24 protein-coding genes are annotated in these 26,768 nt (G+C 43.3%); 14 read left to right on the top strand and 10 right to left on the bottom strand.

Annotation, left to right across the window (positions count from 1 at the left end; all coding sequences use genetic code 11):
- The first annotated feature begins 98 nt into the window (after positions 1–98).
- Entirely contained in the window at positions 99–1,484 is a 1,386-nt protein-coding gene (gene fumC / locus LCL96_RS11875) for a class II fumarate hydratase (RefSeq protein WP_224941678.1), read from the top strand.
- A 73-nt stretch (positions 1,485–1,557) separates the two neighbouring features.
- Here fumC and LCL96_RS11870 read toward each other — a convergent pair whose 3' ends face one another.
- The 3 genes from LCL96_RS11870 to LCL96_RS11860 all read right to left on the bottom strand — a co-directional run bounded on the left by LCL96_RS11870 (position 1,558) and on the right by LCL96_RS11860 (position 4,483).
- Positions 1,558–1,776, bottom strand: a complete 219-nt coding sequence (locus LCL96_RS11870; RefSeq protein ID WP_034763234.1) for an alpha/beta-type small acid-soluble spore protein — start codon at positions 1,774–1,776, stop codon at positions 1,558–1,560.
- Between the two features lie 594 nt (positions 1,777–2,370).
- Positions 2,371–3,468, bottom strand: coding sequence for an ABC transporter ATP-binding protein (locus LCL96_RS11865; RefSeq protein WP_224941677.1), 1,098 nt, complete (start codon positions 3,466–3,468; stop codon positions 2,371–2,373).
- 97 nt (positions 3,469–3,565) lie between these two features.
- Positions 3,566–4,483: a PucR family transcriptional regulator gene (locus LCL96_RS11860; protein WP_224941676.1), complete on the bottom strand. Its 918-nt coding sequence runs from the start codon at positions 4,481–4,483 to the stop codon at positions 3,566–3,568.
- Positions 4,484–4,632: 149 nt separating this feature from the next.
- Here LCL96_RS11860 and LCL96_RS11855 point away from each other — a divergent pair, with 149 nt between their 5' ends.
- The gene (locus LCL96_RS11855) at positions 4,633–4,893 is read left to right on the top strand and encodes a metal-sensitive transcriptional regulator (RefSeq protein WP_224941675.1); all 261 of its coding nucleotides are present in this window, start codon (positions 4,633–4,635) and stop codon (positions 4,891–4,893) included.
- A 53-nt stretch (positions 4,894–4,946) separates the two neighbouring features.
- On the opposite strand, the gene LCL96_RS11850 is transcribed toward LCL96_RS11855, so the two are convergent.
- On the bottom strand, positions 4,947–5,135 hold the full coding sequence (locus LCL96_RS11850; RefSeq protein ID WP_224941674.1) for a hypothetical protein: 189 nt from the start codon (positions 5,133–5,135) through the stop codon (positions 4,947–4,949).
- A 97-nt stretch (positions 5,136–5,232) separates the two neighbouring features.
- Positions 5,233–5,442 (bottom strand): YheE family protein, encoded by a 210-nt coding sequence (locus LCL96_RS11845; protein WP_224941673.1) that lies wholly within the window; start codon positions 5,440–5,442, stop codon positions 5,233–5,235.
- A 126-nt stretch (positions 5,443–5,568) separates the two neighbouring features.
- Between LCL96_RS11845 and LCL96_RS11840 the strand changes: the two genes are divergently transcribed.
- Positions 5,569–5,967, top strand: coding sequence for a ferritin family protein (locus tag LCL96_RS11840; RefSeq protein ID WP_224941672.1), 399 nt, complete (start codon positions 5,569–5,571; stop codon positions 5,965–5,967).
- A 33-nt stretch (positions 5,968–6,000) separates the two neighbouring features.
- Here the strand turns inward: LCL96_RS11840 and LCL96_RS11835 are convergent, their stop codons facing one another.
- Genes LCL96_RS11835 through LCL96_RS11820 form a run of 4 tightly spaced genes read right to left on the bottom strand, consistent with a single transcriptional unit; the run spans position 6,001 to position 10,983 of the window.
- The gene (locus LCL96_RS11835) at positions 6,001–7,191 is read right to left on the bottom strand and encodes a YheC/YheD family protein (RefSeq protein ID WP_224941671.1); all 1,191 of its coding nucleotides are present in this window, start codon (positions 7,189–7,191) and stop codon (positions 6,001–6,003) included.
- Positions 7,188–8,561: a YheC/YheD family protein gene (locus LCL96_RS11830; protein ID WP_224941670.1), complete on the bottom strand. Its 1,374-nt coding sequence runs from the start codon at positions 8,559–8,561 to the stop codon at positions 7,188–7,190. The genes LCL96_RS11835 and LCL96_RS11830 overlap by 4 nt, the downstream gene beginning before the upstream one ends.
- On the bottom strand, positions 8,561–9,652 hold the full coding sequence (locus tag LCL96_RS11825) for a YheC/YheD family protein (protein WP_224941669.1): 1,092 nt from the start codon (positions 9,650–9,652) through the stop codon (positions 8,561–8,563). The genes LCL96_RS11830 and LCL96_RS11825 overlap by 1 nt, the downstream gene beginning before the upstream one ends.
- Before the next feature lie 14 nt (positions 9,653–9,666).
- Complete coding sequence (locus LCL96_RS11820) at positions 9,667–10,983, bottom strand: YheC/YheD family protein (protein WP_224941668.1); 1,317 nt, start codon at positions 10,981–10,983, stop codon at positions 9,667–9,669.
- Between the two features lie 131 nt (positions 10,984–11,114).
- On the opposite strand from LCL96_RS11820, the gene LCL96_RS11815 reads away from it, so the two are divergent.
- The 6 genes from LCL96_RS11815 (at position 11,115) to LCL96_RS11790 (ending at position 18,362) form a co-directional block, all read left to right on the top strand.
- The gene (locus LCL96_RS11815) at positions 11,115–12,254 is read left to right on the top strand and encodes a DUF445 domain-containing protein (protein ID WP_224941667.1); all 1,140 of its coding nucleotides are present in this window, start codon (positions 11,115–11,117) and stop codon (positions 12,252–12,254) included.
- Between the two features lie 85 nt (positions 12,255–12,339).
- On the top strand, positions 12,340–12,693 hold the full coding sequence (locus LCL96_RS11810) for a YlbF family regulator (RefSeq protein WP_224941666.1): 354 nt from the start codon (positions 12,340–12,342) through the stop codon (positions 12,691–12,693).
- Between the two features lie 465 nt (positions 12,694–13,158).
- On the top strand, positions 13,159–14,028 hold the full coding sequence (locus LCL96_RS11805; RefSeq protein ID WP_224941665.1) for a Cof-type HAD-IIB family hydrolase: 870 nt from the start codon (positions 13,159–13,161) through the stop codon (positions 14,026–14,028).
- Positions 14,029–14,163: 135 nt separating this feature from the next.
- Complete coding sequence (locus LCL96_RS11800; protein WP_224941664.1) at positions 14,164–15,660, top strand: coproporphyrinogen III oxidase; 1,497 nt, start codon at positions 14,164–14,166, stop codon at positions 15,658–15,660.
- 177 nt (positions 15,661–15,837) lie between these two features.
- Positions 15,838–17,451 (top strand): long-chain fatty acid--CoA ligase, encoded by a 1,614-nt coding sequence (locus LCL96_RS11795; protein WP_224941663.1) that lies wholly within the window; start codon positions 15,838–15,840, stop codon positions 17,449–17,451.
- 116 nt (positions 17,452–17,567) lie between these two features.
- A complete protein-coding gene (locus LCL96_RS11790; protein ID WP_224941662.1) occupies positions 17,568–18,362 on the top strand; it encodes an enoyl-CoA hydratase in 795 nt (264 codons plus the stop codon).
- Positions 18,363–18,456: 94 nt separating this feature from the next.
- Here the strand turns inward: LCL96_RS11790 and LCL96_RS11785 are convergent, their stop codons facing one another.
- Entirely contained in the window at positions 18,457–18,642 is a 186-nt protein-coding gene (locus LCL96_RS11785) for a YhzD family protein (protein ID WP_224941661.1), read from the bottom strand.
- 183 nt (positions 18,643–18,825) lie between these two features.
- Here LCL96_RS11785 and LCL96_RS11780 point away from each other — a divergent pair, with 183 nt between their 5' ends.
- The 5 genes from LCL96_RS11780 to LCL96_RS11760 all read left to right on the top strand — a co-directional run bounded on the left by LCL96_RS11780 (position 18,826) and on the right by LCL96_RS11760 (position 26,636).
- Positions 18,826–19,725 carry an ABC transporter ATP-binding protein gene (locus LCL96_RS11780; RefSeq protein ID WP_224941660.1) on the top strand — a complete coding sequence of 300 codons (900 nt, stop codon included), beginning with the start codon at positions 18,826–18,828 and terminating at the stop codon, positions 19,723–19,725.
- Complete coding sequence (locus tag LCL96_RS11775; RefSeq protein WP_224941659.1) at positions 19,718–20,968, top strand: ABC transporter permease; 1,251 nt, start codon at positions 19,718–19,720, stop codon at positions 20,966–20,968. Before LCL96_RS11780 ends, LCL96_RS11775 begins: the two co-directional genes overlap by 8 nt.
- A gap of 140 nt (positions 20,969–21,108) precedes the next feature.
- Positions 21,109–22,308, top strand: coding sequence for a metallophosphoesterase family protein (locus LCL96_RS11770; RefSeq protein ID WP_224941658.1), 1,200 nt, complete (start codon positions 21,109–21,111; stop codon positions 22,306–22,308).
- Positions 22,309–22,325: 17 nt separating this feature from the next.
- Positions 22,326–25,295: an AAA family ATPase gene (locus LCL96_RS11765; RefSeq protein ID WP_224941657.1), complete on the top strand. Its 2,970-nt coding sequence runs from the start codon at positions 22,326–22,328 to the stop codon at positions 25,293–25,295.
- A gap of 135 nt (positions 25,296–25,430) precedes the next feature.
- Positions 25,431–26,636: an MFS transporter gene (locus tag LCL96_RS11760; protein WP_224941656.1), complete on the top strand. Its 1,206-nt coding sequence runs from the start codon at positions 25,431–25,433 to the stop codon at positions 26,634–26,636.
- Positions 26,637–26,768: the final 132 nt, after the last annotated feature.

Genomic DNA, 26,768 nt, shown 5'->3' with positions numbered 1-26,768 from the left:
AATCAAGAAGTCCCTAATAAACTTTTCAGAATAAGGTTAGATGGAACGATTTAGTGGAAATATGGAAGTAGATGAATGTTAAACAGGGAGGAATGAGAATGGAATATCGTATAGAACGCGATACAATAGGAGAAATGAAGGTGCCGAAAGAGAAATACTGGGGTGCCCAGACGCAGCGGAGTAAAGAAAATTTCCAGATTGGTACGGAGAAAATGCCCATTGAGGTTACATATGCCTTTGCTCAGCTTAAAAAAGCGGCGGCGGTAGTCAATCATTCACTTGGGAAGCTGTCGGAAGAGAAGATGAAGGCTATAGGTCAAGCTTGCGATGAAGTCCTTGAAGGAACTTGGGATGCCCATTTCCCCCTGGTCGTTTGGCAAACGGGGAGCGGTACTCAATCCAATATGAACGTCAATGAAGTGGTGGCTTATCGTGCCAATGAAATCCTTGCTGAGGGGGGTTCGGAGGAAAAGGTCCACCCCAATGATGATGTGAATATGTCCCAAAGTTCCAATGATACGTTTCCGACGGCCATGCATATTGCCGCTTTTCAACAAATTGAAGCAAAGCTGTTTCCTGTTGTCCAGGAGTTTATCGGAACCCTGACAGAAAAAGAAAAACAGTTCCAGGATATCATTAAAATAGGCCGTACTCATTTACAGGATGCTACTCCGTTAACGCTTGGACAGGAAATCAGCGGGTGGCGGTCCATGATGGAAAAGTCCTATAGTATGATGAGAGAAAGCCTACAGAGACTTGTCAATCTCGCCATTGGAGGAACAGCCGTGGGGACAGGTATCAATGCAGATCCGACATTCGGTGATAAGGTGGCACAACAACTCGAAGCGCAGACAGGGATCAAGTTTGTTTCATCCGATAATAAGTTTCACGCCCTGACATCCCATGATGAAATCGTGTATGTACATGGTGCTGTGAAAGCATTGGCTGCAGATTTAATGAAAATCGCCAACGATGTCAGATGGCTTTCGAGCGGTCCCCGAAGTGGCATTGGGGAATTGACGATTCCTGCTAATGAACCGGGAAGCTCCATCATGCCGGGGAAAGTGAATCCGACACAAAGTGAGGCGGTGACGATGGTCGCAACCCAGATCTTCGGAAATGATGCTGCCATCGGATTTGCCGCCAGTCAAGGAAATTTCGAATTGAATGTGTTTAAGCCGGTCATCATTTATAACTTCCTGCAATCCGTACGCCTTCTGACGGATGGTGTGAAATCCTTCAACGATAAATGTGTGAAAGGATTAGAAGCCAATACAGAAGTCATTGAGGACTTTGTGCAAAGGTCCCTCATGCTCGTGACGGCATTAAACCCGCATATCGGATATGAAAAGGCAGCCGAAATTGCCAAGAAGGCCCATCAAACGGGTTCCACATTAAAAGAAGCTGCAATCGAGTCTGGATACCTGACAGAGGAACAGTATGATAAATGGATCGATCCAGCGAGCATGGTCAATCCTAAATGACAGATCGATTCAACACTATTAAAGCCCCCGGTCATTTGACCGAGGGCTTGATCCAGTCATATGAAATTGCTAATTATTTTTGGTACCCGCCGCCGATTTGTTGTTCAGCCATTTGAACAAGGCGTTTCGTGATTTCTCCACCTACAGAACCGTTAGCACGAGCTGTTGCATCTGGTCCTAATTGTACGCCAAATTCAGAAGCGATTTCGTACTTCATTTGGTCGATTGCTTGTTGAGCTCCTGGAGCTACTAGTTGGTTAGATGAATTGCTGCGAGATTGTTGCTGTTGCATAATCTGTCATCTCCTTAAAATGTATAAGATTTTTTTGGTTGGGTCAGCTGGAATTGCACCAGCCCGCTATTCCATGAGCGGCCATCTATTTATGGCGTAACCCAGCGAGTAGGATGGGAGAAGGCTTGTGGCTGCCTTGTTACTAGGTATTATGGATTTTCTGGAGAATAATATTCAACACGATGACAGGGAATTTATTCCTGTAAAATCCCTGCAAGATTTCTACATAATTCATCAGAAATGTAATAAGGATAACACTATACAATGAATAAGATTGAAAGTATGGTGACACAGCATGAAAGCTTGCGCATTATGTAACGGGATCGTTGAATATAGGGGACTCTGTAAGAAATGCGGGGACTCCACAACCGATCAAGGAAGATATTATGATTTTTACGATGAGTACAGTGCGTATATGGATATACAACATGTACAATTAGCCGACGGTATTCCGAATAGCAGCTGCTCTGATACTTGCCTACATCTTTTTACATGTATCCGATGTGGAGATGAAGAGGGAAAGAGTATAGATTTGACGGAATTTTAACATAAAATGGCGCAGCCCTTTTTTAAGGCTGCGCCATTTTCTTATCTTTAACGAATTCTAGACTCAGATTCTGAATCAAAGAAATGTGCTTTATTCATATCGAATGCCAGTTCAATCGTCTGACCGGCAGAAATGTCTGTGCGGGAATCGACGCGGGCTACAAACTCCTGTCCTTCAAATTGCGAGTATAGCATCGTTTCAGCACCCGTCAATTCAGAAACTTCAATTTTTGCTGTGATTTTCGCACCTTCAGCAGTATCTAAGAAGAGTGGCTCATCATGGATATCTTCAGGACGCACACCGAGAATGATACTCTTGCCCACATGTCCTTGTTCGCGAAGGACCTTCATTTTTCCTTCAGGTACAGAAACTTCCGTCTTTCCGATAACGAACTTTCCATCCTCAAGTGATCCGTGGAAGAAGTTCATGGCAGGTGATCCAATGAATCCTCCTACGAAGACATTCTCAGGCTTATCGTAAACTTCTTTAGGGGAACCGACTTGCTGGATGACTCCATCTTTCATGACAACAATCCGTGTAGCCATTGTCATCGCTTCTGTCTGGTCATGTGTTACGTAAATGGTTGTTGTTTGTAGACGTTGGTGCAACTTGGCAATTTCTGCACGCATCTGTACACGAAGCTTTGCATCAAGGTTAGACAATGGCTCATCCATCAAGAATACTTTCGCATCACGTACGATCGCACGGCCAAGGGCCACACGCTGACGTTGACCACCAGATAATGCTTTAGGTTTACGGTCAAGTAACGCTTCTAGACCAAGAATCTTAGCCGCTTCCTGCACCCGGCGGTCGATTTCCTGTTTGTCGAACTTGCGTAATTTAAGGCCGAAAGCCATATTATCATATACGCTCATATGTGGGTATAGGGCATAGTTCTGGAACACCATGGCGATGTCACGATCTTTAGGTGCTACATCGTTCACACGTTTTCCATCAATGGAGAAATCGCCTTTTGAAATTTCTTCAAGTCCCGCAATCATGCGAAGGGTAGTGGATTTCCCGCAGCCTGAAGGTCCAACGAATACGATAAATTCTTTATCTTGAATGTGGAGGTTAAAGTCATTAACCGCCGTTACTTTACTATCATAAATTTTGTGGATATGTTCGAGTTTTAATTCTGCCATTATAGTTTCTCCTCCTTGATTTGCAATCGTTTTCATCTATGTATTCATTGTAGAGAAAGCGGATTCAAATCGATATGGTCAACCTGCACAAAGATACTTAATTCATTTTGGGCAGGTTGTCAGATTGGAAGCTTAAACAGGCAAAATAGGCAAGAATGCCACCTTGAAAACGTTTAATATCGATATTTGTTTTTTCAATAAATTTATCAATGCGGTACTGTACGCTGTTTCGATGCAGGAATAACTTCTTGGCCGTCTGACTGATATTGGATTGGTTTTCAAGGAAGACCTTGATGGTTTGAATCATTTCCGGATCTTCAGTAAAGACGTCTATCACCTTTTTGAACATATGCTCCTCCCATTTTTGAGGAAAGTGGTGAAGGATGAATTCTGGCAGAATCGTCACAGCCGTTTGGATAAACTCCTGCTTCTGAATGGTTTTGGAAAAAGAAAATAGCTCCCGCTCATGAGTAAAGAAAGCAGGATATTGAGCATTCAATTCGTGAAATTGCCCAATATAAAAAGAAGGGCTGACGAAAAAATCCGATTCAATAACATGGGAAATGGATTGTAATTGCTCTTCGTCCATTGTCCATTCGTTATTCTCTTCGATGAGCAGGCCCATGCGATCAGCTAGAAAAATAAGGATTGTCCCATGTGGCAATAAATGCTGAAATGCTTCTTTCAGTTGAAACTGATTCTGACCTTCCTTCAAACTGAACTGAATGACGCGGAATTCTTCTCCACTGGTGACGGGGGGAGCTCCATTTGCTAACAAATAATTGTACCACTCGACAGAAGCTGGAGAATCATTCACGTTTACAGGAGAGGGTTCAACTTGTTTAAATAAGCATGTTAATAATTCCAGTTCTCCCTGGGATAGTTCCGATTGGTCAATTCCGATATATTCATCTTCATGTTTAGTTGTAAACCATACCATCGTGGATTCAAGGTTTGTCGGGTAATGGTGCTGGATTACGGCATCGGGGTATTTTTTACGTAAATGTGTAAACATCTGATCCCTCTTTGTTCAATATTATAGTAAATAAGGTTATAATGACTATTGTACTGAAATCGTTCGAGTATTCAAAGAGCGCATGATTGCAAAAATACGCTTATTTTAATACTATTATAGAATGAATAAATTCTTATGGGGTGTCCAGAATGGAATATACTAAAGAAGTTACGAATCGAATGAAACGTCTTGAAGGTCAGGTTCGCGGAGTATTGAAAATGATGGAGGATGAGAAGCACTGTAAGGATGTTGTGACTCAATTATCAGCCGTTCGAACTGCCGTTGACCGTACAATCGGACTCATTGTAGCGAAAAACCTGGAAGCGTGCATACGCGAATCAGAAGAAGAGGGCTTGAAAGCGGAAGATGCGATTCAAGAAGCCGTCAATATGCTTGTCAGAAGCCGATAAATGGTAAAAAGCTGCCTTTGGGGAAGAAATCCCCAATGTGCAGCTTTTTTGTTTTATTGTGGCGGTTCTTCGTAATCTGTGATTTCAATGGCTTCTTCGATGTTTGTCGTGTTTTCCCTCATATGGACAGAACCTCCGGACATACCTTCGTTGATGAAACGGTCCACATCGAGGAATGCTTTTTCTCTTCCTTCATAATTCGTGTCTGGAAGGAATTGATCGTTTTTATTTTCTCTTTTCATGGTATACCAGCCTCCTTTCTATAGTGTTAGAAAGGAGGCTGAAGTTATGCACGTGTTATGCTGAAATTTTCGTGAGAGAAGAACTATGTAAGCTTTATCACTCATATACATGGAAGAGCATTAGTTCATGGAGCTGTTTCTTAAGAGTTTCTTCCACATCATCTGCAGGAATGTGACCGGTCCATTCGATTCTGCCGTCTTTGTGGTAAATCCCTGTGAATTTCGTCCCCCCGAAGTAAAAGGAGAATGTCCAGCCGGGCAGCTGTTTATTGTCAAACATGTTCTTATATTGAAAATGTTGGATCATCGTGCATCACCTCCAATCATATTGTAAACGTTTTAACCCCACCTGTGTAGGACCAGCTGTGAAATGTATCATAAATGCGTGTCTCCTCTAATAGAATTTACTGAAGAGATAGGGGAGGGACGGAGAATGAATTCGTTTATTCGTGATTTGCAAAAGGCAATAAGTGATGAATGGACAGGTTATTATTTCTATAAAGAGTTAAAAGCGAGGACCAATAATCCATTATACGTGGAGTTTATCGAACATGCCCAAAAGGATGAAAAAGAACACTATGAAATGTTTCAATATCTTCATTATTTATTAACAGGTGAGTATTATGAGCATAAGAAAGAAAAAGTGGGTTTCACCACCTTTAAAGAGGGGGTGCTTCGGGCCTTGAAGGATGAACTGGAAGCGGCAGACTTTTACAGGGATATGCTCCTCGAGATTCCGAATCAACAAGCGTATAAGCCTCTTTTTATTGCCATGACGGATGAACAGGAACATGCAACCAGATTCTCAACCATCTATAATTCATTACGATAAACGATTGAGAAAAGGTTGAACCTTCTCGAAGATTCAACCTTCCATGTTTTGGGAACTGAGTGTGAGGAACGTACGGACAAGCTGTATTCTCCGCTTAGTTTCAATTTCAACCTCATCAAAGCTCATAGGTTTAGAATTGATTTCAAATAAAACCAGACCACCTTGTTCCCTCGGTGCAAGGTCGATGGAAAACTCCCCGACATAGCCAAAGGATTTAGCCAGCTCCACCCCGCAAGCTTGAACAATCTTTGAAATTTCCTTTTTTATTTCCGCGTCAGCTGCCTCTTTCAAGGAAATGACCTTCCCCCCTGCAGGTACATGGGTGGTGACCTCCTGACGTTGAGACATGCGGACACCAATCCCAATCAATCGAAAATCTTCTCCTGTATGGAGAACTAAAATGCGAAAATCAAAGCGGTGATCATGGAGCGACTTACATGGAACGGCTTCCTGCATGATCCATTGACCGCCAGAGAACCATTCCTGATAGGTTTGTTGAAGGCGTGAGAGTGATGCGAATCTCTCTATTTTTTTTACACTTCTACACACTATCCCGCCATTCGGGTCCTTATCAATCAGCCTGATCCCTTTCCCTTGGGAAGAAAGGGAGGGCTTTACATATATTTTTTTATGAGTTGACAGAAAGCGTGTTAAGGAATCTTCATCCGTCACAAGTTCAGTCCGGGGCAAATATGATTTGAGCTCTGCGTTCTTCGATAGAAGTTCATAAATTTCCCATTTATTAAAAAAATGGGGGTTGAAAAAAGAAATGTTATGCTTCTTGATAAAGGCGAGAAGTTTTTCATACGATTGGTTTTGTTCCGCGTTCCGTGATGGAACCCGATTATAAATAACATTCGGAACCGGAAACAGGCACCTTACCCATTTGTGTAAAGTTTGGTTATAAACGATGCCCCAAATGGTATCTGCAAACACATCCTGCGGAGAAAAAACGAAACAGATTCCACCGGACTTTTCCACGTCCTGTTGAATCGAACGGAATAACTCAAAGTTCCCCTTGTATTTACTTCTGCCTTCTTTACTAGAGACAATACCGATTAGGGGGATGGCTTTAGAATTCTTTCCTGTTGACACATCGAATAGATAGCTTTGATTGGTGTCTTTAGTGGATAAAAGAAAGGAATTCTTTGCAAATCCGAAAGTCGTGATGGTCTCTTCAGAGTGAAAAAAGGTCCTCTTGGTTCGATCATAAAGGATATTCATGGAATCATTTCCTCAGGATGATGTAAGCTTTGCTGAGTAAGGAAGATTCCGAAAGATAAGGCGAGCTTTCTTGTTAATAAATCATAATCCTTTAATTCAGGATGCGAGAATATTGATCTGCCAGGCTTTGAATTGGCTTCAAACATCCATACTTGATGGTTGTCGTCCACACCGAAATCGAATCCGATTTCGCCAATATATCCTTCAAGATTCTCCTCGATCGCATATGAAAGCAACAAGGCAGCATCCTTTAAACGCTCTTCGATGTTTTGTCTTTCCGTATCATCAGGAAATAGTTCTGATAGCACTTTTACGATTCCACCGTTATTCGCATGAGTCGTCACACTTCCTGAACCGGCGACCTTCCCGGCCATTGCGCTGACCTGCCAGTTTCCTTCTTCGTCTTTATTCGTATGAACCCTGAAGTCGATGGGCCGGTTATTTTCTTTCAGTAAGGAAATCCCCTGCTGAACGATAAAAGTGTCCAGATTCCGGTTTTTGAAAACAGTATTTGTCAGTCTTTCCAAGCTATTAAATTTAAGTAACCGATTCTTCTGATCATGATCTCTGAAACGGCAATAATATTCATCAGAAGACCGGTTATACGTGATTTTGTGGATTCCGTTACCAAGACTTCCGTTTTTCGGTTTGAGATAAATATGGTGATAGGATGATAGCATCCGCTCCATGTCATCGAAAGATTGGAATGGTCGGGTTTCCGGCAGGAATCGCTGAACGGTCCCGTCGTTTTCCAACCTCTCAAAAAGGTCGAGCTTATTGAAAAATCCTGGATTATACCAAGGGATTCCGTATTCTCTCTGCAACCTCTCCTTCAGATTCTGATACGTTTTCCTCTTTTCGCTTCGCCGGTTTGGAAGTCTGTCATATATCACATTTGGAAAAGGGATCTTTTCCACTTCCCACCCTTCCCCAAAATGGAAAAAACCATTAATCAACCCATTTTCCCAATCGATATGTCGCTCCCCAAACACAAAGGGAATAACCCCAAGAGAAGATTGGACCGATAATAGTTTTTTAAAGAAATGAGAGCGTTGACCGATGGGGCTTAACCGGAAGCTAGTAAACCCCGCAGTGAATATGCCAATCAGTACTCCTGCATATAAACAATCATCCTTACAAAAAAGTGAGAGGGATTCGACCTTGCTAGGAAGATTCAGTTTTCTGGCCAAGCCAGTGCTGATCCCCAATACATTGCGACCATTCGGATGGCGTCTGCAAGAGGCAGTTTGTCGTTTGGTCCCAAGTATCACTGTCTGTGGGAGGCTGCTTTCCTCGAGCCTGAATCCGGAGGGGAGATAGAGTAAGCACTCTTCTTCTTGAAATGGTTCGACTTTATACGTGTGAAGCATTAAAAATCACCTCGCCTTAAGGATAGAAGAGATTGAGAGGATAGAAATTCACAATAATCCAAAGGTGCTTTGTATAATGGTGTAAGCTTACCAGGCTGTAATGAATGTACGACTTTGTGACCCGGTTTAGAGTTCATATCCAGAACCCAAAGGGAATTATCCTGTGCGATGATTAAATCGACACCTATTTCAAATAAGGGAGAAAATTGTTCCTCAAGAAGTAGGGGGATCTCCTCTAAAATGGTACGTAGTTCATGTTCGATAAAGTCCCACGAATCTGAATTATGGGTACTCTTCCAATCGGTGTAGGAAATATAGGATGCTCCACGGCTGATATTCGTCAAAATGCCATTCCTTTCACCTACACGGATTGCCCGTTGGAATTCTCTCCATTCTCCGCTCGCATCTTTATTCAGGAGGATGCGAATATCGAAAGGTGCTTCTTCTTTTGTCTGGTTCAATAACCGTTTTTGACAAATGAACGTGTGCTGCTTAAGGATGTGTTCGGCCCATTTTAGAAAAAATTCATCGCTTGGGAAAGATTGTTCAATGATCCCTTGTTTCTTAGTTGTACGTACCCTGATCTCCTGTTGGGTTGTTATGAGATGATAAACGGCAAATCCGTGAGCCCCATCCACTGGTTTGATGATGATATCTTTATGTTGGTTAAGGAGATGTAATAAATGATTTCTCTCCGTTACTAAATAGGTTTCAGGAATGTAGGGGGCAAGGGAGGTTTGGGTGAGCTTCTCATACAAATGCCATTTATTTGGTAATCCGTAACCAAGGAAACGGATATGCTTCTGGTTCTTTAACCACTGAACGACGGCCCTTGCCTGCCGGGACGTTAAATCATTCTGATAATACGTCCTGTCATAGATATACTCCGGTATTTCGAAGACGTCTTTTTCCCATTCTCCCTTGACCTTGTCGTAGTGAAGCCCCTCCACTGTTTCATTTAAAGGAGATATCCCTTGAGGAGAGAACAGGTAAAGGTCAATCGGATAAGAATTGGAGTGTCTGGCGATTTCAAGAAAGTAATCGTTCGTTGACTGTGGTGTGAGGGTCATGATGCCCAAAGAATGATTCATCGTAATAATCCTCCTTATTCAATCCATTTTGAGAAACTGTATTCATAAAGAGCTTTAACCGACGGGCGAATTCGATCGTTTTCTAAGTACGTTCGTTTAGAAGGCTTGGAGTTGATCTCGATCAGCCAAGGTTTTCCACTTTCATCTATACCCACATCAATGCCAAACTCTGCGAAATGCCCTTCAAGGCTATCGGCCAGTAACTTTGCGGAAACGATACATAATTCCTTCATCTCCTTCAGGATGGTTCTGCTTTGCTGAGGAGAAAAGAAAGACTGTAAGACGAGGAGGGGTTTTTCGATCCTGCCACCCTGATCGACATTTGCCACGAATTGATCACGTGCGGCAATGCGTGCTACGGAAGAAACCAACTCCCAATCCCCCTTCCGATTCTGGTGACAGAGGAAGCGAAAGTCTAATGGCTGATCTTCTATTGATAGGAAGGGAATTGTCTCCTGTACTATATATGAAGTGCTCTTACACCAGGACCGAATTTGTTTGTAGAGAGCGGAGTAAGACGGGAAGGTCAGCGGGTTTTCAGGCGAAAATGTGTTTTGACGCATGTGAAATCCAGAGTCTCTTTTCTGGATGCGCATGATGTAACGACCTTTGCTTCCGTTGATCCCTTTAATGAATACATCTTGGAAATCGGTCAGCATTTCTTCCAAGGAATCGAATCCCTGTACGGTTTCAGGCAGATGCTGTGAGATGACAGGGCTGTCTTTTAATGCATGGTAGACCTCATCTTTGGCCAGGAAGCCGGAATTGAATAGGCTAATGTCCTTTTCCCGTAAGCGGATAAGGGCCTTTTGAAAGGATGGGGATCTCTCCATCTTTCGAGAATGACATCGATTGTAAATCAGATGGGGAAGCGGGAGATCTTTGGTTTCCCAATCGCTTCCGTTGTGAACGACTCCTCCTGTTTCATTTCCGATAAAGGAGGAAAGTGGAAGCAGGTAGAAAAATCCACCTTTTCGTTGAAACCAGTCCTGACACTCTGTAAAATATTCTTTTAAAGAGTGTGTTTGTATGGACTGATTGATTAATAGCGCGACAACAGGTCCCAGATGGATGATGCCTTTTCTTTCATCGGTGGAAACCCATATACTCTCCAAATTTGGTAAAGACGCGAATAATGAATCCGTCGTATCCAACATAATCTGTAAGGAATCGGCTTTTGTTTCCATGCATATGACATCGAGAAGAGAATTCCCGCATTTCAACGTCATGTGCCGTTTAAATGTAAGGTTCTTCATTATTCTTGTTGGAACATACAAATGGTGATGATCATTTGTATTTAAATGCGAACGAAATGAACATTTTATCTTCATCAGGCATTCCCCGTTTGCATAACCCGTAATAATGACTCTATAATGATTTATTGGGCTAATGTTGATATAGCATTCTATGTAAACATGGGCAAAATGTTCAAACGAGAGAAGTAGAAAAGGAAGGTGCACTCATGCTGGATGCTTTCATCCTCATATTGTTTATGGTAATTGTAGGGGCCCTCATCGGAGGAGTCACCAATTCGTTAGCGATAAAAATGTTATTCAGACCTTATCGGGCATATTATATTGGAAAATTTAAAGTTCCATTCACGCCGGGTTTGATCCCGAAGCGCCGGGGGGAATTGGCGGAGCAACTCGGGAAGATGGTGGTGGATCATCTTATCACACCTGAAAGCCTTCAGAAAAAAGTCATGAACGAAGAATTTCAAAAAGATGTGACCGGTTGGCTCACAGAAGAATTAAAGCCGGTGTTCACATCCGATAAGTCAGTGAACGAATGGCTCAATATCCTGCAAGTCCCCGTGTCTTCGGAAAGACTGAATGAATGGCTGGAGGAGTGGGTTGCAGATAAGTTGAAGGATGCCAAAGCTTCGTATACATCTAGGACCTTGGAAGAGTCACTTCCTGAAAAATGGCAGGAAAAAGTGTCAGAAAGTATTCCGAAGCTTGTTGACTTCATCGCTGATCGGGCGGAAACCTATTTCACCAGCCCGGAAGGAAAGATGAAAGTGAAAGTCATGATCGATGATTTTCTGAAAGAACGCGGTATGCTGGGCAATATGCTTGGCATGTTCCTCGGTAACACATCGGTTGCGGATAAGGTACAGCCTGAAATCGTGAAGTTCATCAAGCATGAAGGAACACAGGAAATCCTCTTTAATCTGCTCACCAAAGAGTGGGCGAAACTGAAGCAAATGAAGCTGGAAGAATTCATCGATAGATTGCCGGAAGAAGACTTGATCAGGTCAGCTCAGACCTCCCTCGTCAAACTCGTCAACATTGAAGGACATCTATCCAAACCGCTCAGACAATGGCTCGAGCCGCATCAAGAAACCTTCTTTAACACAGAACTTCCTAAATGGGTGGATAAAGGGACGGACCTCTTATCCCAAAAAATTCCGAACCTGATGGAAAAGATGCATCTGCAGCATATTGTGCAGGAGCAGGTCGAATCTTTTTCCGTTGGCAGATTGGAAGAACTCGTACTTGGCATTTCACGAAGGGAGTTCAAAATGATCACATATCTCGGGGCATTGCTCGGGGGAGTGATCGGGATCGTACAAGGGATTATCGCCCTTTTGATCTCCTGATTTACGCTGTTTAAGGGTCCTTCCTAGAAATCCCCACTATTGTTTGTTATAGTGGGGGAGAGTGAAATTATAGGAGGTACGTATTTTGGCTATTAACTTATACGATCAAGCGAACGAATTAGAAAGTGCATTGCGTCAGAGCGATGAATTTTTACAACTGAAGAAAATGTATGATGAAGTAAACAATGATGAATCTGCAAGCAAGATGTTTGAAAACTTCAGAAACATTCAAATGACGCTTCAACAAAAACAAATGAGCGGTGAAGAAATCACCCAAGAAGAAGTAGAACAAGCGCAAAAAACGGCTCAACTTGTTCAACAACACGAAAAAATCGCTAAGCTAATGGAAGCTGAGCAACGCATGAGCATGGTCATCAATGACTTAAACAAAGTCATCATGAAGCCGCTTGAAGAACTATACGGTTCAATGCAGAAATAATAGTGGTGAATAGGGACCGACTTCCTGATGGGGAGTCGGTTTTTTTTGTTGTGCTAGTGGTGAGATAGTTAGTTGTGTGTATCTGTGTTTTTTTCATTTATTGTTAAATGAAGCGATTAGGGTCGGAAATGACGCAATAATTGAAAAAACGACGCAATTAAGTTCGGGAATGACGCAATAAATCCAAAAATGACGCATTCAAGCCCGAAAACGACGCAATCATTGTTTTATACCCTTCCCAGAAAGACTCATCCATACTCCAGACCTCCCATTTAAACGGATATCGTAAGGATCTTTTCACGTAACTCCACTATTAACACCCATTTCTAAGGTGTATAGCACTCAAATCCTTCCACACTTCATTCATGAGTCAACATTTCCTATCCCGCCCCTTGTCATATTTGTCTACCCTCCTTCATAAAAGTAAAGAAAGGGAGTAGACAACATATAGGGGGGACACCAACGATGATCTATAGAATGCTTGCTTTAAATATTGATGGCACCATCGTAAATGATAACGGAAAAATTGCGAAGGAAACGAGGGAAGCAATTGAGTACGTTCAAGATAAAGGGGTTCCGGTCACATTGGTTACAAGCAGGAGCTTTGCTTCAGCAAAGAAAGTGGCCAAAGCCCTGAAGCTTGATAGCCCGATTGTAACCCATAGCGGTGCATATATTGCTGCTGAACTTGAAAAACCGATGTATGTGAAAAAGATTGCTGAAGACATTACGTATGAAATTGTTCAATTTCTGGAAGGTTTCTCAAGCCAAGTACACCTCTCCCATGAAAGGAAGTCCATCGTGGGCAAAGCAAACACAGGGGCAAGGGAGATGGCGAAGGTTTCCTGGCAGCGTGAATCGAAATTAATTTATAGCAAACAGTTCGTGGATCGTGTAAGCGACCATCTTCTGGAGAATCCAATGTCTGTTCCGAAAATATCTGTGGTCATGGAGCACAGGGAGGATGTATGGGATGTCGTCGCCTCACTGAAAGGGATGTATGAAGAAGTGGACGCCGTTCCGACATCTGATTATAAACTGGATATCGTACCGAGGGGAGTTTCAAAGCTCCGTGGCCTAATGTATCTGTCTGAACGCCTGGGAGTGAAAAAGGAACAAATCGTGATGGTCGGATCGGGGATCGATGACATTGATTCCATGGAGTGCTGCGGCCTCGGGGTCGCAATGGGGGATGCACCAAAGCAGGTAAGGCAGGCGGCGAACTGGATCACCCGCAGCCAGGTTGAAAAAGGCATTCCATACTTTGTAACCGAATTGTTCCGAAAACAGCATCCCATCCCATTTTTGAAAAAGATGAATATCATTAAATCGTAAAAAATGAACGTCCCGCTTTCCATGTGAAGGCGGGGTTTTCTTTTATATAAGAGAAAATTCGGACCATTGACCATTCCCACCCCTTTTTTGTACACTTATAAAAGCTTAATTGTTTTTGTGAAAGGTGATTAAAACGTGAATGTTTTGATAAAAGGAATTGAGGATGAGCGTTTTGAACGCCCTCTAAGATTGATTGCAAATTTATTCTTTGAAGAGTCGGCTATTCACTTTGGTACGTATGACAGCCCAGACCTTCAAGTCCAATTAGAACTTTCTTCAGGAGAAAGAATCGAAGCGAAGGCCGTGTTATCCTCATTGTCTTCAAATCAGTTGTACGCTGCCCATTATGTACATGACTGGGCTCCGTATGAAAATGAGAAAGAACGTTTCAAACAGTTGAAAACGGCCATTTCCCATGTGTACCTAAATGTTCTCCAAGATTTGACCGGCATCAGGCAAAAATGGGGGATCTTAACGGGGATCCGCCCAACGAAGCTCTTACATAAAGAGACGCAGCTTGGAACACCAAAAGAAGAGATTCATGCGAAATTAAAGGAAGAATACCTGATTACTGATGAAAAGATTCAGTTGATGCAAAACATCGTGGATCGTCAGTTATCTGTTGTACCTGACCTCTATGATCTTCAGCATGAAGTGAGTATTTACATCGGTATCCCGTTCTGTCCAACGAAATGTGCCTATTGCACATTCCCTGCATATGCCATTCTCGGTAAGCAGGGAAGAGTGGATTCATTCCTGGCAGGCCTTCATTATGAAATTCAGGAAATGGGACGGTGGATGAAGGAAAATAACATCAAGATTACAACGATTTATTATGGTGGCGGTACACCGACGTCCATTACAGCAGAAGAGATGGATGCCCTGTATGAAGAGATGTACCGCTCTTTCCCTGATGTCGACAAGGTAAGGGAAGTGACAGTGGAGGCGGGGAGACCGGATACGATCTCACCGGATAAACTGTCTGTACTTAATAAATGGAATATCGACCGGATTTCCATCAATCCGCAATCGTATACACAGGAAACGCTGAAAGCGATCGGACGTCATCATACAGTGGAGGAAACGATTGAGAAGTTTCATTTATCCCGAGAGATGGGAATGAACAATATCAATATGGACTTGATCATCGGACTTCCAGGAGAAGAGCTTCCTGAACTTCAGCACTCTTTGGACGAGACGGAGAAGCTTATGCCTGAATCGTTGACGGTCCACACCCTGTCCTTTAAAAGGGCGTCTGAAATGACGAAGAACAAGGACAAGTACAAAGTGGCGGACCGGCTGGAGATCGAGAAGATGATGAATCTTGCAGAAGAGTGGACAAAGGGGCATGGCTATGAACCTTACTACTTATACCGTCAGAAGAACATTCTCGGTAATCTGGAGAATGTCGGGTATGCTCTTCCTGGACAGGATAGCATCTATAACATCATGATCATGGAAGAAGTCCAAACCATCATCGGAATCGGCTGCGGTGCGGCAAGCAAGTTCATCAATCCCAAGACCGGAAAGATTACGCATTTCGCCAACCCGAAGGAACCGAATGCCTATAATCTTGGATTCAAGGAATATACCGAAAAGAAAATCAAGATTCTAAATGATTTACTTTCATAATAGGAAACACGTCGCATTCCCTTTGCGACGTGTTTTTTTGTCTATCTTCCTCTCAATACCGGAATTTTTCATTCATGCTTAAAGGATAAACCACCTGTAAAGTAGAATTAGTGAATGAGACAGAGAAAATCAAACACCAATTGAAAACGCTTACTATTTTGAGGGGAGAGATCGAATATGATGCAAACACCTCTGCTTTTGACACAAATGATTGAACGGGCTGAAAAGTATTTTCCTAAGAAAGAAATCGTTTCACGGACCGAATCCGGAATCAACCGCTTCACATACAAGCAGTGGGGGGAACGGACGCGGAGGCTTGCCAGTGCCCTTCAGACACTGGGGGTTGAAGAAGGGGATAAAGTCGGTACACTCGCGTGGAACCACCATCGTCATTTGGAAGCATACTTTGCGATTCCATGCAGTGGGGCTGTATTACATACAATCAATATCCGATTATCCCCACAGCACATTGTTTATATAATCAATCATGCAAAAGATCAAGTATTGCTCATCGACCCTGATATTGTCCCACTCATTGAAAAGATCAAAGACCAGATCCCGACGGTCAAGGCATTTATCGTGATGACCGATGGAGAGCTGCCTGAGACGGTGTTAGAGCCCGTGTATCATTATGAACGCTTATTGGAGGAAGGGGATCCATCTTTTGAATTCAGTACGGACATAGATGAGAATGCACCTGCCGGAATGTGTTACACTTCCGCGACGACAGGCAATCCAAAAGGAGTGGTTTATTCACATAGAGGGATCGTACTGCATGCGATGGCTCTCGGCCTTGCAGATACGACTGGCGTCAGTGAGAGGGATGTGGCGCTACCGGTGGTGCCGATGTTTCATGTGAACGCATGGGGACTCCCATTTGCATCGGTGTGGTTCGGAACGAAGCAGGTTCTGCCTGGACCATATTTTACTCCAGGGTTACTGGCCCAGCTCATGCAGGATGAGAAAGTAACCATATCTGCCGGGGTGCCGACGATTTGGCTTGGATTACTCAATGAACTGGAGAAAAAGGAATATGATCTCACAAGTCTTCGGTCCGTTTTATGTGGAGGATCAGCTGCCCCTAAAGGAATGATTCGCACATTCGAAGAGAAATTCGGCATTCCGTTCATGCATGCATATGGCATGACTGAAACAAGTCCACTTGCCGTGATTGCAGCATCAAAAAGCTATCAGGATGACCTCTCTGCCGAAGAGAAGCTTGACCTGAAAGCGAAGCAAGGGATCCTCGTCCCTGGACTCGACATGAAGATCGTCGGGAAGGATGGCGAAGTGGCTTGGGACGGTATTGAGATGGGCGAGCTAGCCTTAAGGGGTCCCTGGATTGCTTCTGAGTATTATGACGATGAACGGACAAGTGATGCATTCCGTGATGGATGGCTGTATACGGGTGATGTCGTCACCATTGATGAAGAAGGCTACATCAAGATCGTCGACCGTACGAAGGACTTAATTAAATCAGGTGGGGAATGGATCTCCTCTGTCGATCTTGAAAATGCGCTCATGGCCCATGAACATATCTTTGAAGCTGCTGTGGTGGCAGTCCCTCATGAAGAGTGGCAGGAACGGCCTATCGCGTGTGTCGTATTAAAAGACTCGGGGAAAGGAAGTGTGACCAAAGAGGAGATCCTGGACTTCCTTAAGCCTCAGTTTGCTAAATGGTGGCTTCCAGATGAAATTCTATTCCTAGAGGAAATTCCTAAAACATCAGTTGGGAAATTTTTAAAAAGAGCCCTCCGTGACCAGGTACAGGACCAAATGAAGCAGGTTTAATTGGGAGGGGAGGTTGGCTTTATGTCGGTCTCCCTCTCGAATTATTTAACTTTTCTAAAAAATGATTCCTGAAAATTAAGTTTTACGCTATGCTAATAAAAAGGGGAGGGATTTTTTTGACAGTGTCAAATCAATATCAAACAGTAAATCTACATAAGGAAGGTAAGGTGGCGAGGCTTCGGCTGAACAGGCCACAATCGTTGAATGCATTGGATGCGGAGCTGATGGAAGAGCTTTTGGCAGCATTAAAAGAAGTGAAGAATGATCCAGCGATTTCTTTATTGATCCTGACAGGAGAAGGAAAGGGGTTCTCTTCTGGGGGAGATATTAAGTCCATGCTTTCATTAAGCGGAGAAGAGCAGTTCTCTAAAATCATGGATACGATCAGTGAGCTAGTGATGACGTTATATTCCATGCCGAAAGTGGTTTTGACAGGCATTCATGGGGCGGCAGCGGGTCTTGGATTAAGCCTTGCTCTGGCGTCTGATTATATATTATGTGAAGAAGACAGCAAGCTTGCCATGAACTTCATTGGAATCGCCTTGATCCCTGATGGGGGTAGTCATTTTCTGTTGCAGGAGCGCCTTGGTACGCATAAAGCGAAGCGGTTAATCTGGAACGGAAAAGTATTTGAAGGTCAGGAAGCACTTATGAAAGGACTTGTCGATGAAGCAATTCCTTCTGGAAAACTGGAGGAAGGGATCGAGCGATATACGAAACAGGTGTTGAGTGCGCCGACGAAAGCGATGTTGAAGACGAAAGAAGTTTATGTAGCACTTAATAAAGATAGATTGCAGCATGCACTCGACCTTGAGAAGGAAGGTCAATGGCTCATGCGCCAAACGTCCGATCACAAGGAAGGCATTCAAGCGTTCGTGGAAAAAAGAAGACCTGAATTCAAGGGCGAATAAGACAACGGGAACCAGCCTGATGGGGCTGGTTCTTTTTTGAATACATGTACATGAAAGAAAATGCATTACAGGCATGCCTGTAATGCAGAATCATTTATACATGGAAGAGTAATAACTTTCCAAGCGGAGAGGTACAGCGGTGAGTATGCTCAGCATACCCTTTCTCCTCGAGCATGGTTGCTCCCAAATTCTTTGCATCGCTGTCAGAAGAAGCCTCGAATGCTTCATCCAGGATTTTCTTACCGTCTTTTTCAAATACCGTCAATTTGTATACTTTCATTGTTTATACCCCTTTTTGTAGAAATGATGTACCCCTTTATTTTTTCATACTATCATTTTTTTGGGAAGTCAAAATAGTTTGATAATGAAAAAAGAATGGAAAATGAAACCTTTTATGGATAGAATCGTAGAGTACAAGAGAGAAAGAAGACTTTACTGGCGTTAATGGAGGGGGATGCTGAAGATGAGTTTGAAAATACAACAGGTAACCAAAAGGTTTGGGGATTTCACGGCGGTAGATGAGCTGTCACTTGAAATACCCCCGAGTGAAATGTTTGGATTTCTTGGAGCGAATGGTGCAGGTAAGACGACGACCTTTCGAATGGTGTTAGGATTATTGGATGCAACGGAAGGCTTGATCACGTGGAATGGTAAAAGGATTGATTATTCCACCAGTCCTGAAATCGGCTATCTGCCGGAGGAAAGAGGACTTTATCCGAAAATGAAGGTCAGCGATCAAATCGTCTATCTCGCTCGTCTTAGGGGGATGGAGAAAAGCGAGATCCTAAAGGAGTTGGATTATTGGCTGGAACGGTTCAATGTCCCTCAATATCTCCATAAAAAAGTCGAGGAACTATCAAAAGGAAATCAGCAAAAGATTCAATTCATTGCATCCGTCATTCATAAGCCGAAACTGTTAATCCTTGATGAGCCTTTCAGCGGCCTGGACCCTGTGAATGTCGAGCTGTTAAAGGATGCCGTCCGGGAAATCAAGAAGAACGGAACGACCATCGTATTCTCGAGTCATCGAATGGAGCATGTGGAGGAGCTTTGCGAAAGCTTGTGCATTATGCACAAAGGTCGTCCCGTCGTCCATGGGGGCCTGAAAGAAATCAAGCGTTCCTTTGGAAAGAAGAATGTCAGTATTCATGCCGACTTTGACCTTACCTATTTGAAAGACCAAGAAGGGGTGACGAAGCTTAAAGAAACAACGGAAGGTGTCCTTCTTCAGGTAGAATCCGAGACTGCTGCCCAAGGAGTATTTCATCATGTCGTGCAAAAAGGCTTCCTTCGAAAATTCGAATTAGAGGAACCTTCCCTGAACGATATTTTTATAGAAAAGGTGGGAACTTCTTATGAATAATTTCTTCTTGATCCTTGGTCATTCTTATATGTCAAAGCTCAAGGCCAAATCCTTTATCATCTCGACGGTCATCATTGCCGCTGCACTCGTATTACTGGCTAATTTCGACAGTGTGATATCGAGTTTCACGGGAGATGAACAGGAAAAAGTAGCCGTTCTGGATGAAACAGGAAAGTTGTATAATCCACTCGTCCAACAGCTGGACATCATGAATAGCGAGATTCAATTAGAACAGGCCACTCAGTCAATGGAAAAGATCGAAAAAGAAATTGAAACGGAAGAACTGAAAGGTTTGCTAGTATTAAGTGTCAACTCAGATGGGCTTCCGAAAGCACTATATAAATCGAATTCATTATCGGAATCGACCGTAACCGGAGAATTACAGATCGCCCTGCAAAATGTAAAATCCTCACAAGCGGCAAGTAAACTGGAGCTTTCTGGGGAAGAGCTTACCTTGTTAAGCGGTCCTGTTGAATTTGAAAAAGAAGCGCTTGTTGAAGGTGCAAAGTCTGAAGAAGAACTGAGTCAGGCCAGGGGCATTGTATATGTACTCTTATTCTTTATTTATTTCTCCGTCATTGCTTATGCCAATATGACAGCAATGGAAGTCGCGACAGAGAAAAGCTCAAGGGTAATGGAAATCCTTATTTCAAGTGTGTCACCTGTTAAACAAATGTTTGCCAAAATCATTGGGATCGGTCTAGCAGGATTGACTCAATTAGCTGTTATCCTTGGTGTAGGCTACTTTACGATGATCCGCAAGAAGGATGAGCTAGTAGGTGGGTTCTTTGATGGATTTGGATTTGAATCCTTATCCATCAGTGTCATCATTTACTCAATTGTTTTCTTCTTGCTCGGGTATTTCCTGTACGCAACCCTTGCTGCATTACTGGGCTCACTTGTGAGTCGGATTGAAGATGTCCAGCAGATGATCATGCCGATGACCTTTTTGATCATGATTGGATTTTTCATTTCCATGTTCGGTCTTGGAAATCCGGAATCGGGATTTGTCACGGTAACGTCCTACATTCCCTTTTTCACACCGATGGTCATGTTCCTGCGGGTGGGGATGCTGAATCTGCCTGCCTATGAACCTCTTATTGGGATCGTGCTGCTCCTTGTGACCATCATCCTGCTGGGAGTATTCGGGGCACGTGTCTATCGCGGTGGAGTCCTTCTATATGGGAAATCCAATTCGTATAAAGATATTAAGAAAGCAATTGATCTAACATCGAAAAAATAAGGAAAAGGCTGTCTCCAAAGTGGAGGCAGCTTTTTTACTTGAATCGGGTAATTTGTGATTACCTACTGAAATGTTCCCGGGTTTTAGGATATAATGAAAGAATATAAGAACGTATATTCGGCATGCAAGGAGGAGACTTCATGGAGAGAATAAAATTTTTTCATGTAGCGGATCTACATTTGGACAGTCCTTTCGTGGGACTGAAACATTTACCGAAAGAAGTATTTGAACGAATACATAATAGCACGTTTGCTTCTTTTGAAAGAGTGGTGAAAGAAGCCATTGAAAGGCAAATCGACTTTATGATCATCAGTGGGGATTTGTTCGACGAAGAAGACCGCAGTATCCGGGCTCAGGCGAAATTAGTGAAACAATTTCATCTCCTGCATTCAAGCGGTATCCCTGTGTACGTCGTTCACGGAAATCATGATCATCTGGGCAGTCATCGATTGGAGCTTGATATGCCGGAAAATGTACATATTTTTCTAAAGGATGCTGAAGTAAAACAGCTTACCACAAAAAATGGGGCTCTTGTTGATATAGTGGGTTTCAGTTATGGTACAAGGCATATCAGAGAACGAAAGATCGGGGAATATCCAAAAGGAAATGCGGGTCGTTATACGATCGGGATCCTGCATGGAAGTGAAGGAAGCATTCATTCATCTCATGAAACATACGCCCCTTTTACAATAGGTGAATTATTGGAGAAAAATTATCATTACTGGGCGCTCGGTCATATACACGAACGCCGGGTATTACATGAAGAGCCACATATCGTCTATCCGGGAAACATCCAGGGCAGACACCGGAAAGAAACCGGAGAAAAGGGTTGTTATGAAGTCATTTTGGATGAGCAGCATACAGAGTTGTCATTCATACCAACTCACGATCTGGTGTGGGAAACGTGCAGAGTTTCCCTTGAGGGCACTCAGCGGTTTGGTGAGGTCTATCAGCGTATAGAAAAGGCTTTGGAGTCATTACCCGATGACAGGCTGATTGAAGTCATCTTAACGGATGTGTCCTCACTACCCGAAGAGATGGAAGGAATGATCGAGAACGGTGATCTTCTGGAGGCTCTGCAATCTGAGCACGGGAGATATGGAAAAATGAAGTGGGTGCATTCTATTCGCTATACTCGTTCCAGCTCAGGCGTGGAACAAGACCCATTCAAGCAGGAAGTATTGGCCACCCTTGAAGGCATGGGGGATGGGGAGTGGAAGGCTGCCCTGTCGGAGCTGTACGAACACCCATCCATTTATCGCTTCCTGTCCCCGTTGGATGAAGAGGAAAGAAGATTGATCATTAATGAAGCGGAGAGTCTGATTCGAAGCAAGGGCTGATTCTGGAGGTGAGATAAGTGAAATTACTTGAACTTCATATTTACGGATATGGAAAAATAGAAAACAAGCAATATACATTGAAGGATCTTCAATTATTCTATGGAGAGAACGAGGCAGGTAAATCAACGATCATGTCATTCATTCACAGCATTCTGTTCGGTTTTCCAACGAAGCAGCAATCCCTTTTGAGGTATGTTCCGAAAACATCGACAGAATATGGCGGTAAGATTCTTTGTCAAATCGAAGGTGAGGGAATCGTAAGTATCCAACGAATCAAAGGGAAAGCTACAGGGGACGTAACAGTCCAATTCGAAGACGGCAGAATGGAAGGGGAAGACACCCTTCAGCGGTTACTCGGGAGAATGGATCGAGCGACATATCAGAATATATTCTCTTTCAACCTCGAAGGGATCCAAAACATTCAGCGCCTAAAAAAGGAAGAACTGAACCGCTATCTCTTCACTGCAGGTTCCACAGGGACGGATACCCTTTTAAGGCTGGAGCAGGATTGGCAGAAAGAAAGAGATCAGTTGTTTAAGAAATCAGGTAGAAAACCCAAAATCAATGAGGTAATAACTCAATTAAAATCCCTTGAAAAGCAGGTACGGGAAGGGAAAGAGAAAAATGAACGATATTTGCCCCTGGTAGACAAGCGCAGTTCCCTTGAGGAAAACATCTTATCATCTGAGACTGAAAAGGAGGCCCTATCCGAAAGAAAAGAGGACCTGATTGCTGCACAGGAGAATTGGGGGACACTGGTCCAATATAAAGAAGTGGAGGAGCGTCTTTCACAACTGAAAGACATTAAATTTCCCACAAAGGGTCTGGAGAGGCTGAATGAGCTGAAAATCGAAGAAAGACAAATATCATCCTATATTGAAACCCTGACCGCAAAGCAAGAAAAACTTCAACAAAAAATAGATGAGGAAAATGCCGGTATTTCACTTCTGAATGAAATTCCTTTCATGGAAAAGATACTTTCAAGACAAACCTATTATTTTAAGTGGAACGAGGAAAGAAGTGAACGTAACAGAGAGTTAATCGTGATTCAAAGAAAAATCAGTGACACGCTCAGAGAGCTGGGGCTTGATATCGAGATGGAATCCATTCCGACACTCAATACCAGCTTGATGATGTCAGATCAAATTCAGCAAAGCGTGGAGCAATATACGAAACTTCTCCATGACCGTGAAAGCCTGCAGAAGCAATATGAAGAGGGAATGGAAGAGCTTCATGCAATCGAAAGAAAATGTGAAATACTAGAAAACCGTTTGATGCCAGAGGATGAATATCAAGACTTGCAACGTGCAGTAAAAGCCCAGTCCAGACATCAAGCTTCACAAGATCAGATGCAGTGGATGAACATGCAATTGCAGGAGTCAGAAGAGAGTTATAGCAGGAAAAAGGCAACATTTTCTCAACAGCTGGTGTTAAGCAGCACAGCCCTTCTTCTTTTACTTGGAATCAGTGCATGGGGAATCTTTAAGGCGGATTGGTTCATTGCGGCGGTTTGCTTCATTCTGATGGCCGTAGTAGGAGTTACTGGCATGCAGTCAAGAAAAGCTCTTAGGGAAGAAGCCCGCTCCCTGCACAAAATCAGAACGAGAGTGAATGAATTAAAGCCAAGAGAAGAGAAGAACGATTACTCTCCTGAAAGAATAGAACAAAGCCTCAAGGAACAAATGGAGTTTCGAAACGAATGGAAGCAGCGCATCTTATCATTAGAAGAACAGGAAGGTAAAATCCATAAGCTGGATGAAAAAAAGAAATGGCTTGAGAAGGAAATCGTTGTCGTGGAGGAAAAAATCGCACAGCTTAAAGCGTCATTGAGACTGCCACCCGAGTTCAATTGGAAATCGCTCCGCGACGCGTTTGGCAAAATGAAAGAATTGGTATATGCCTATGAAACATTTACACATTTATCCGAACAAGTTGCCTCTATATCCCGTAACGTAAGTGATTACGTTGAAGAGTGTAAAATGTGGTTTCAACGACATTCCATGACATTCACTTCGGTAGAAGAAAGCTTCATACAAATAAAAAAAATCATGCAGGATCAAAAAAAGCAGCAGCTGACAATTGAAAATGCACAGTCAGAATTGGAGCCTCTTTCTCTTGAACTCGAAAAACGAACCATAGAAAACAGAAAGATTCGAGATGATATAAATGCCCTCTTTAAGGATTCAGGTTGCGTTGATGAAACGGCATTTCGGGAGAAGGCCATTCAGGTTGAGGAAAGAGATGGGCTTTGGTCACAATACAGTGGGATGAGGACAAGGCTTACAGGGCGAACCCTCAGTACGTTTGCTGAATTTGATGCAGAGGAAGAAATCATGAAAGCGATCACCCTCATCACTCAATCAATCGATCAGCTGTCACTTGAGGTATCCACTCAACAGAAAGAACTTGCCTCTGTTGTATATGAAATAAAGATGTTAGAAGAAGGGAAAAGTTATTCGTCCATCCTTCAGGAATTCCAAAGCAAAAAAGCGGAACTACAGGAACTGGCCAATGAGTGGTCAGGATACACGTTAGCACAAATATCCTTAAACAAGACTATCGAACTCTATCAGAAAACCAAAATGCCTAAAGTCCTGCAACAGGCAGAAGAAATCTTCCGAGAACTGACAGAAGGGCACTACCAACGCATTTTCTTACTAGAGGACGAAATGATCAAAGTTGAGAGAAAGGATGGTTCCGTCTTTCATGCAGTCGAACTCAGTCAAGGGACGAAAGAGCAACTTTACATCTCGATTCGATTTGCACTCATCCAGTCATTCCGAGATAAATATCCATTGCCTGTACTGATTGATGATGGAGTGGTCAACTTCGATCAAGACAGAACTCAAGCATTTTTGAAACTTCTAAGAAAAATGGCCGTAAGCCATCAGATGATATTTTTCACCTGTCATCCCCATGTTAAAGATACATTTGACGACGATGAAGTGATTAAGTTGTATCGAAATGAATCCATCCGTATTTCCTGATTTGGTCAGATACCAATGGTAATTAGTATCTGGATTGGTTACAATGTACTAGGAGTTTTATTGAAGTCCGTGCAGGATGAAAGCAGATGAATGCACGGGTGAGAAATGAGCGCAAGAAGGAAAGGAACACAAGCTATGACAAAAACAACAGGGTGGAAACGAAATCGTGGTCCACTGGCTTTACTGAGCTTTAACTTATTCATCGTCATGGTTGGAATCGGACTGGTCATCCCAATCCTTCCATTCTATGTAGAAAAATTCAACGCCAATGCCCAAACACTTGGGGCATTGGTGGCTGTATTTGCTTTTATGCAGTTTCTCTTTGCTCCTGTCTGGGGGCGTTTATCCGACCGGATCGGACGGAAGCCGTTGATCACTATCGGGCTGATTGGATTTGCCATCGCAGAATTCATTTTTGCCTTCGCAACAGGGCTTTGGATGCTGTTTCTGTCGAGGGTCCTGGCGGGGGTCTTTGGTTCGGCATTAATGCCAACAGCAATGGCCTATGTGTCGGATGTCACGGATGAAGAGAATCGTGGCCGGGGAATGGGCATCCTTGGAGCCGCCATGGGACTCGGCATCGTCATCGGACCCGGAATCGGGGGATGGCTGGCAGAAATCAATCTCTCTTATCCGTTCATCTTTGCCGGTATCGCCGCATCGATTGCCGCAGCCGTCTCGGTCATCATTCTACCTGAATCCTATCCGAAGGAAGAAAGAACTTATGATCCGGATGAAAAGAGGGAAAACCGTTTTGTTGTCATGAAGAATGCTGTGATAAGTCCGGTCGGATTCTTGCTTGTTCTGGTATTCATCATGAGCTTCGGACTTGCCAATTTCCAATCCATCTTCAGCTATTATGCGTTGGAACGATATGGTTATGGTCCACAGGAAGTAGGAATCATCATCCTGATCATCGGGATCATCGGTACCCTCGTCCAGGGTGTTGGAGTCGGAAGGGCGACAAAGAAATTCGGTGAGGAAAAAGTCGTGACTGCCTCGCTGCTTCTAAGCGCACTCGGGTTTGTCATCATGAACTTTGCCACTAATTTCACGGGTGTACTATTGACTACTGCAGTATTCTTTGTCGGGAACTCCATGCTGCGCCCTTCCCTGAACTCATTGATTTCAAAGCTGGCAGGTAATAGGCAGGGAACGGTGATGGGACTGAATAACTCATTCCTCAGCCTGGGAAACGTCGCCGGACCATTACTTGCCGGAACCTTGTTTGAATGGGATATCCACATCCCCTACTATTTTGGCGCATTCGTCATGCTGGTAGGACTCGTCTCAACGAAAGTCTGGATCAGTAAAAAACATAAAAGAGCATCAGTGAACTAAAATGGAACCGTCTCTCACATGAGACGGTTTTTATATTGAAGATACTGGAGGGACGGACCTTGAAGGGGGCTAAACAAAGCCTCATTCAGAGATAGATTTCTATGGAAGTGGGAGGCCACCCCAACCCTTTCC

The organism is Rossellomorea aquimaris, assembly GCF_020172085.1.
GTDB classification, from domain to species: Bacteria; Bacillota; Bacilli; order Bacillales; family Bacillaceae_B; genus Rossellomorea; species Rossellomorea aquimaris_E.
The sequence above is the reverse complement of the archived record's forward strand: the minus strand, read 5'-3'. Positions and strand labels throughout refer to the sequence as shown.

Bases quoted from the DNA above. Each gene is read 5' to 3' on its own strand.
- LCL96_RS11860 (WP_224941676.1), bottom strand. From the start codon at position 4,483: ATGTTTACACATTTACGTAAAAAATACCCCGATGCCGTAATCCAGCAC.
- LCL96_RS11845 (WP_224941673.1), bottom strand. From the start codon at position 5,442: ATGATCCAACATTTTCAATATAAGAACATGTTTGACAATAAACAGCTG.
- LCL96_RS11835 (WP_224941671.1), bottom strand. From the start codon at position 7,191: ATGAATATCCTTTATGATCGAACCAAGAGGACCTTTTTTCACTCTGAA.
- LCL96_RS11775 (WP_224941659.1), top strand. From the start codon at position 19,718: ATGAATAATTTCTTCTTGATCCTTGGTCATTCTTATATGTCAAAGCTC.
- LCL96_RS11840 (WP_224941672.1), top strand. From the start codon at position 5,569: ATGAATTCGTTTATTCGTGATTTGCAAAAGGCAATAAGTGATGAATGG.
- LCL96_RS11780 (WP_224941660.1), top strand. From the start codon at position 18,826: ATGAGTTTGAAAATACAACAGGTAACCAAAAGGTTTGGGGATTTCACG.
- LCL96_RS11870 (WP_034763234.1), bottom strand. From the start codon at position 1,776: ATGCAACAGCAACAATCTCGCAGCAATTCATCTAACCAACTAGTAGCT.
- LCL96_RS11785 (WP_224941661.1), bottom strand. From the start codon at position 18,642: ATGAAAGTATACAAATTGACGGTATTTGAAAAAGACGGTAAGAAAATC.
- fumC (WP_224941678.1), top strand. From the start codon at position 99: ATGGAATATCGTATAGAACGCGATACAATAGGAGAAATGAAGGTGCCG.
- LCL96_RS11805 (WP_224941665.1), top strand. From the start codon at position 13,159: ATGATCTATAGAATGCTTGCTTTAAATATTGATGGCACCATCGTAAAT.
- LCL96_RS11815 (WP_224941667.1), top strand. From the start codon at position 11,115: ATGCTGGATGCTTTCATCCTCATATTGTTTATGGTAATTGTAGGGGCC.
- LCL96_RS11760 (WP_224941656.1), top strand. From the start codon at position 25,431: ATGACAAAAACAACAGGGTGGAAACGAAATCGTGGTCCACTGGCTTTA.
- LCL96_RS11825 (WP_224941669.1), bottom strand. From the start codon at position 9,652: ATGAATCATTCTTTGGGCATCATGACCCTCACACCACAGTCAACGAAC.
- LCL96_RS11865 (WP_224941677.1), bottom strand. From the start codon at position 3,468: ATGGCAGAATTAAAACTCGAACATATCCACAAAATTTATGATAGTAAA.
- LCL96_RS11820 (WP_224941668.1), bottom strand. From the start codon at position 10,983: ATGAAGATAAAATGTTCATTTCGTTCGCATTTAAATACAAATGATCAT.
- LCL96_RS11830 (WP_224941670.1), bottom strand. From the start codon at position 8,561: ATGCTTCACACGTATAAAGTCGAACCATTTCAAGAAGAAGAGTGCTTA.
- LCL96_RS11795 (WP_224941663.1), top strand. From the start codon at position 15,838: ATGATGCAAACACCTCTGCTTTTGACACAAATGATTGAACGGGCTGAA.
- LCL96_RS11770 (WP_224941658.1), top strand. From the start codon at position 21,109: ATGGAGAGAATAAAATTTTTTCATGTAGCGGATCTACATTTGGACAGT.
- LCL96_RS11850 (WP_224941674.1), bottom strand. From the start codon at position 5,135: ATGAAAAGAGAAAATAAAAACGATCAATTCCTTCCAGACACGAATTAT.
- LCL96_RS11855 (WP_224941675.1), top strand. From the start codon at position 4,633: ATGGAATATACTAAAGAAGTTACGAATCGAATGAAACGTCTTGAAGGT.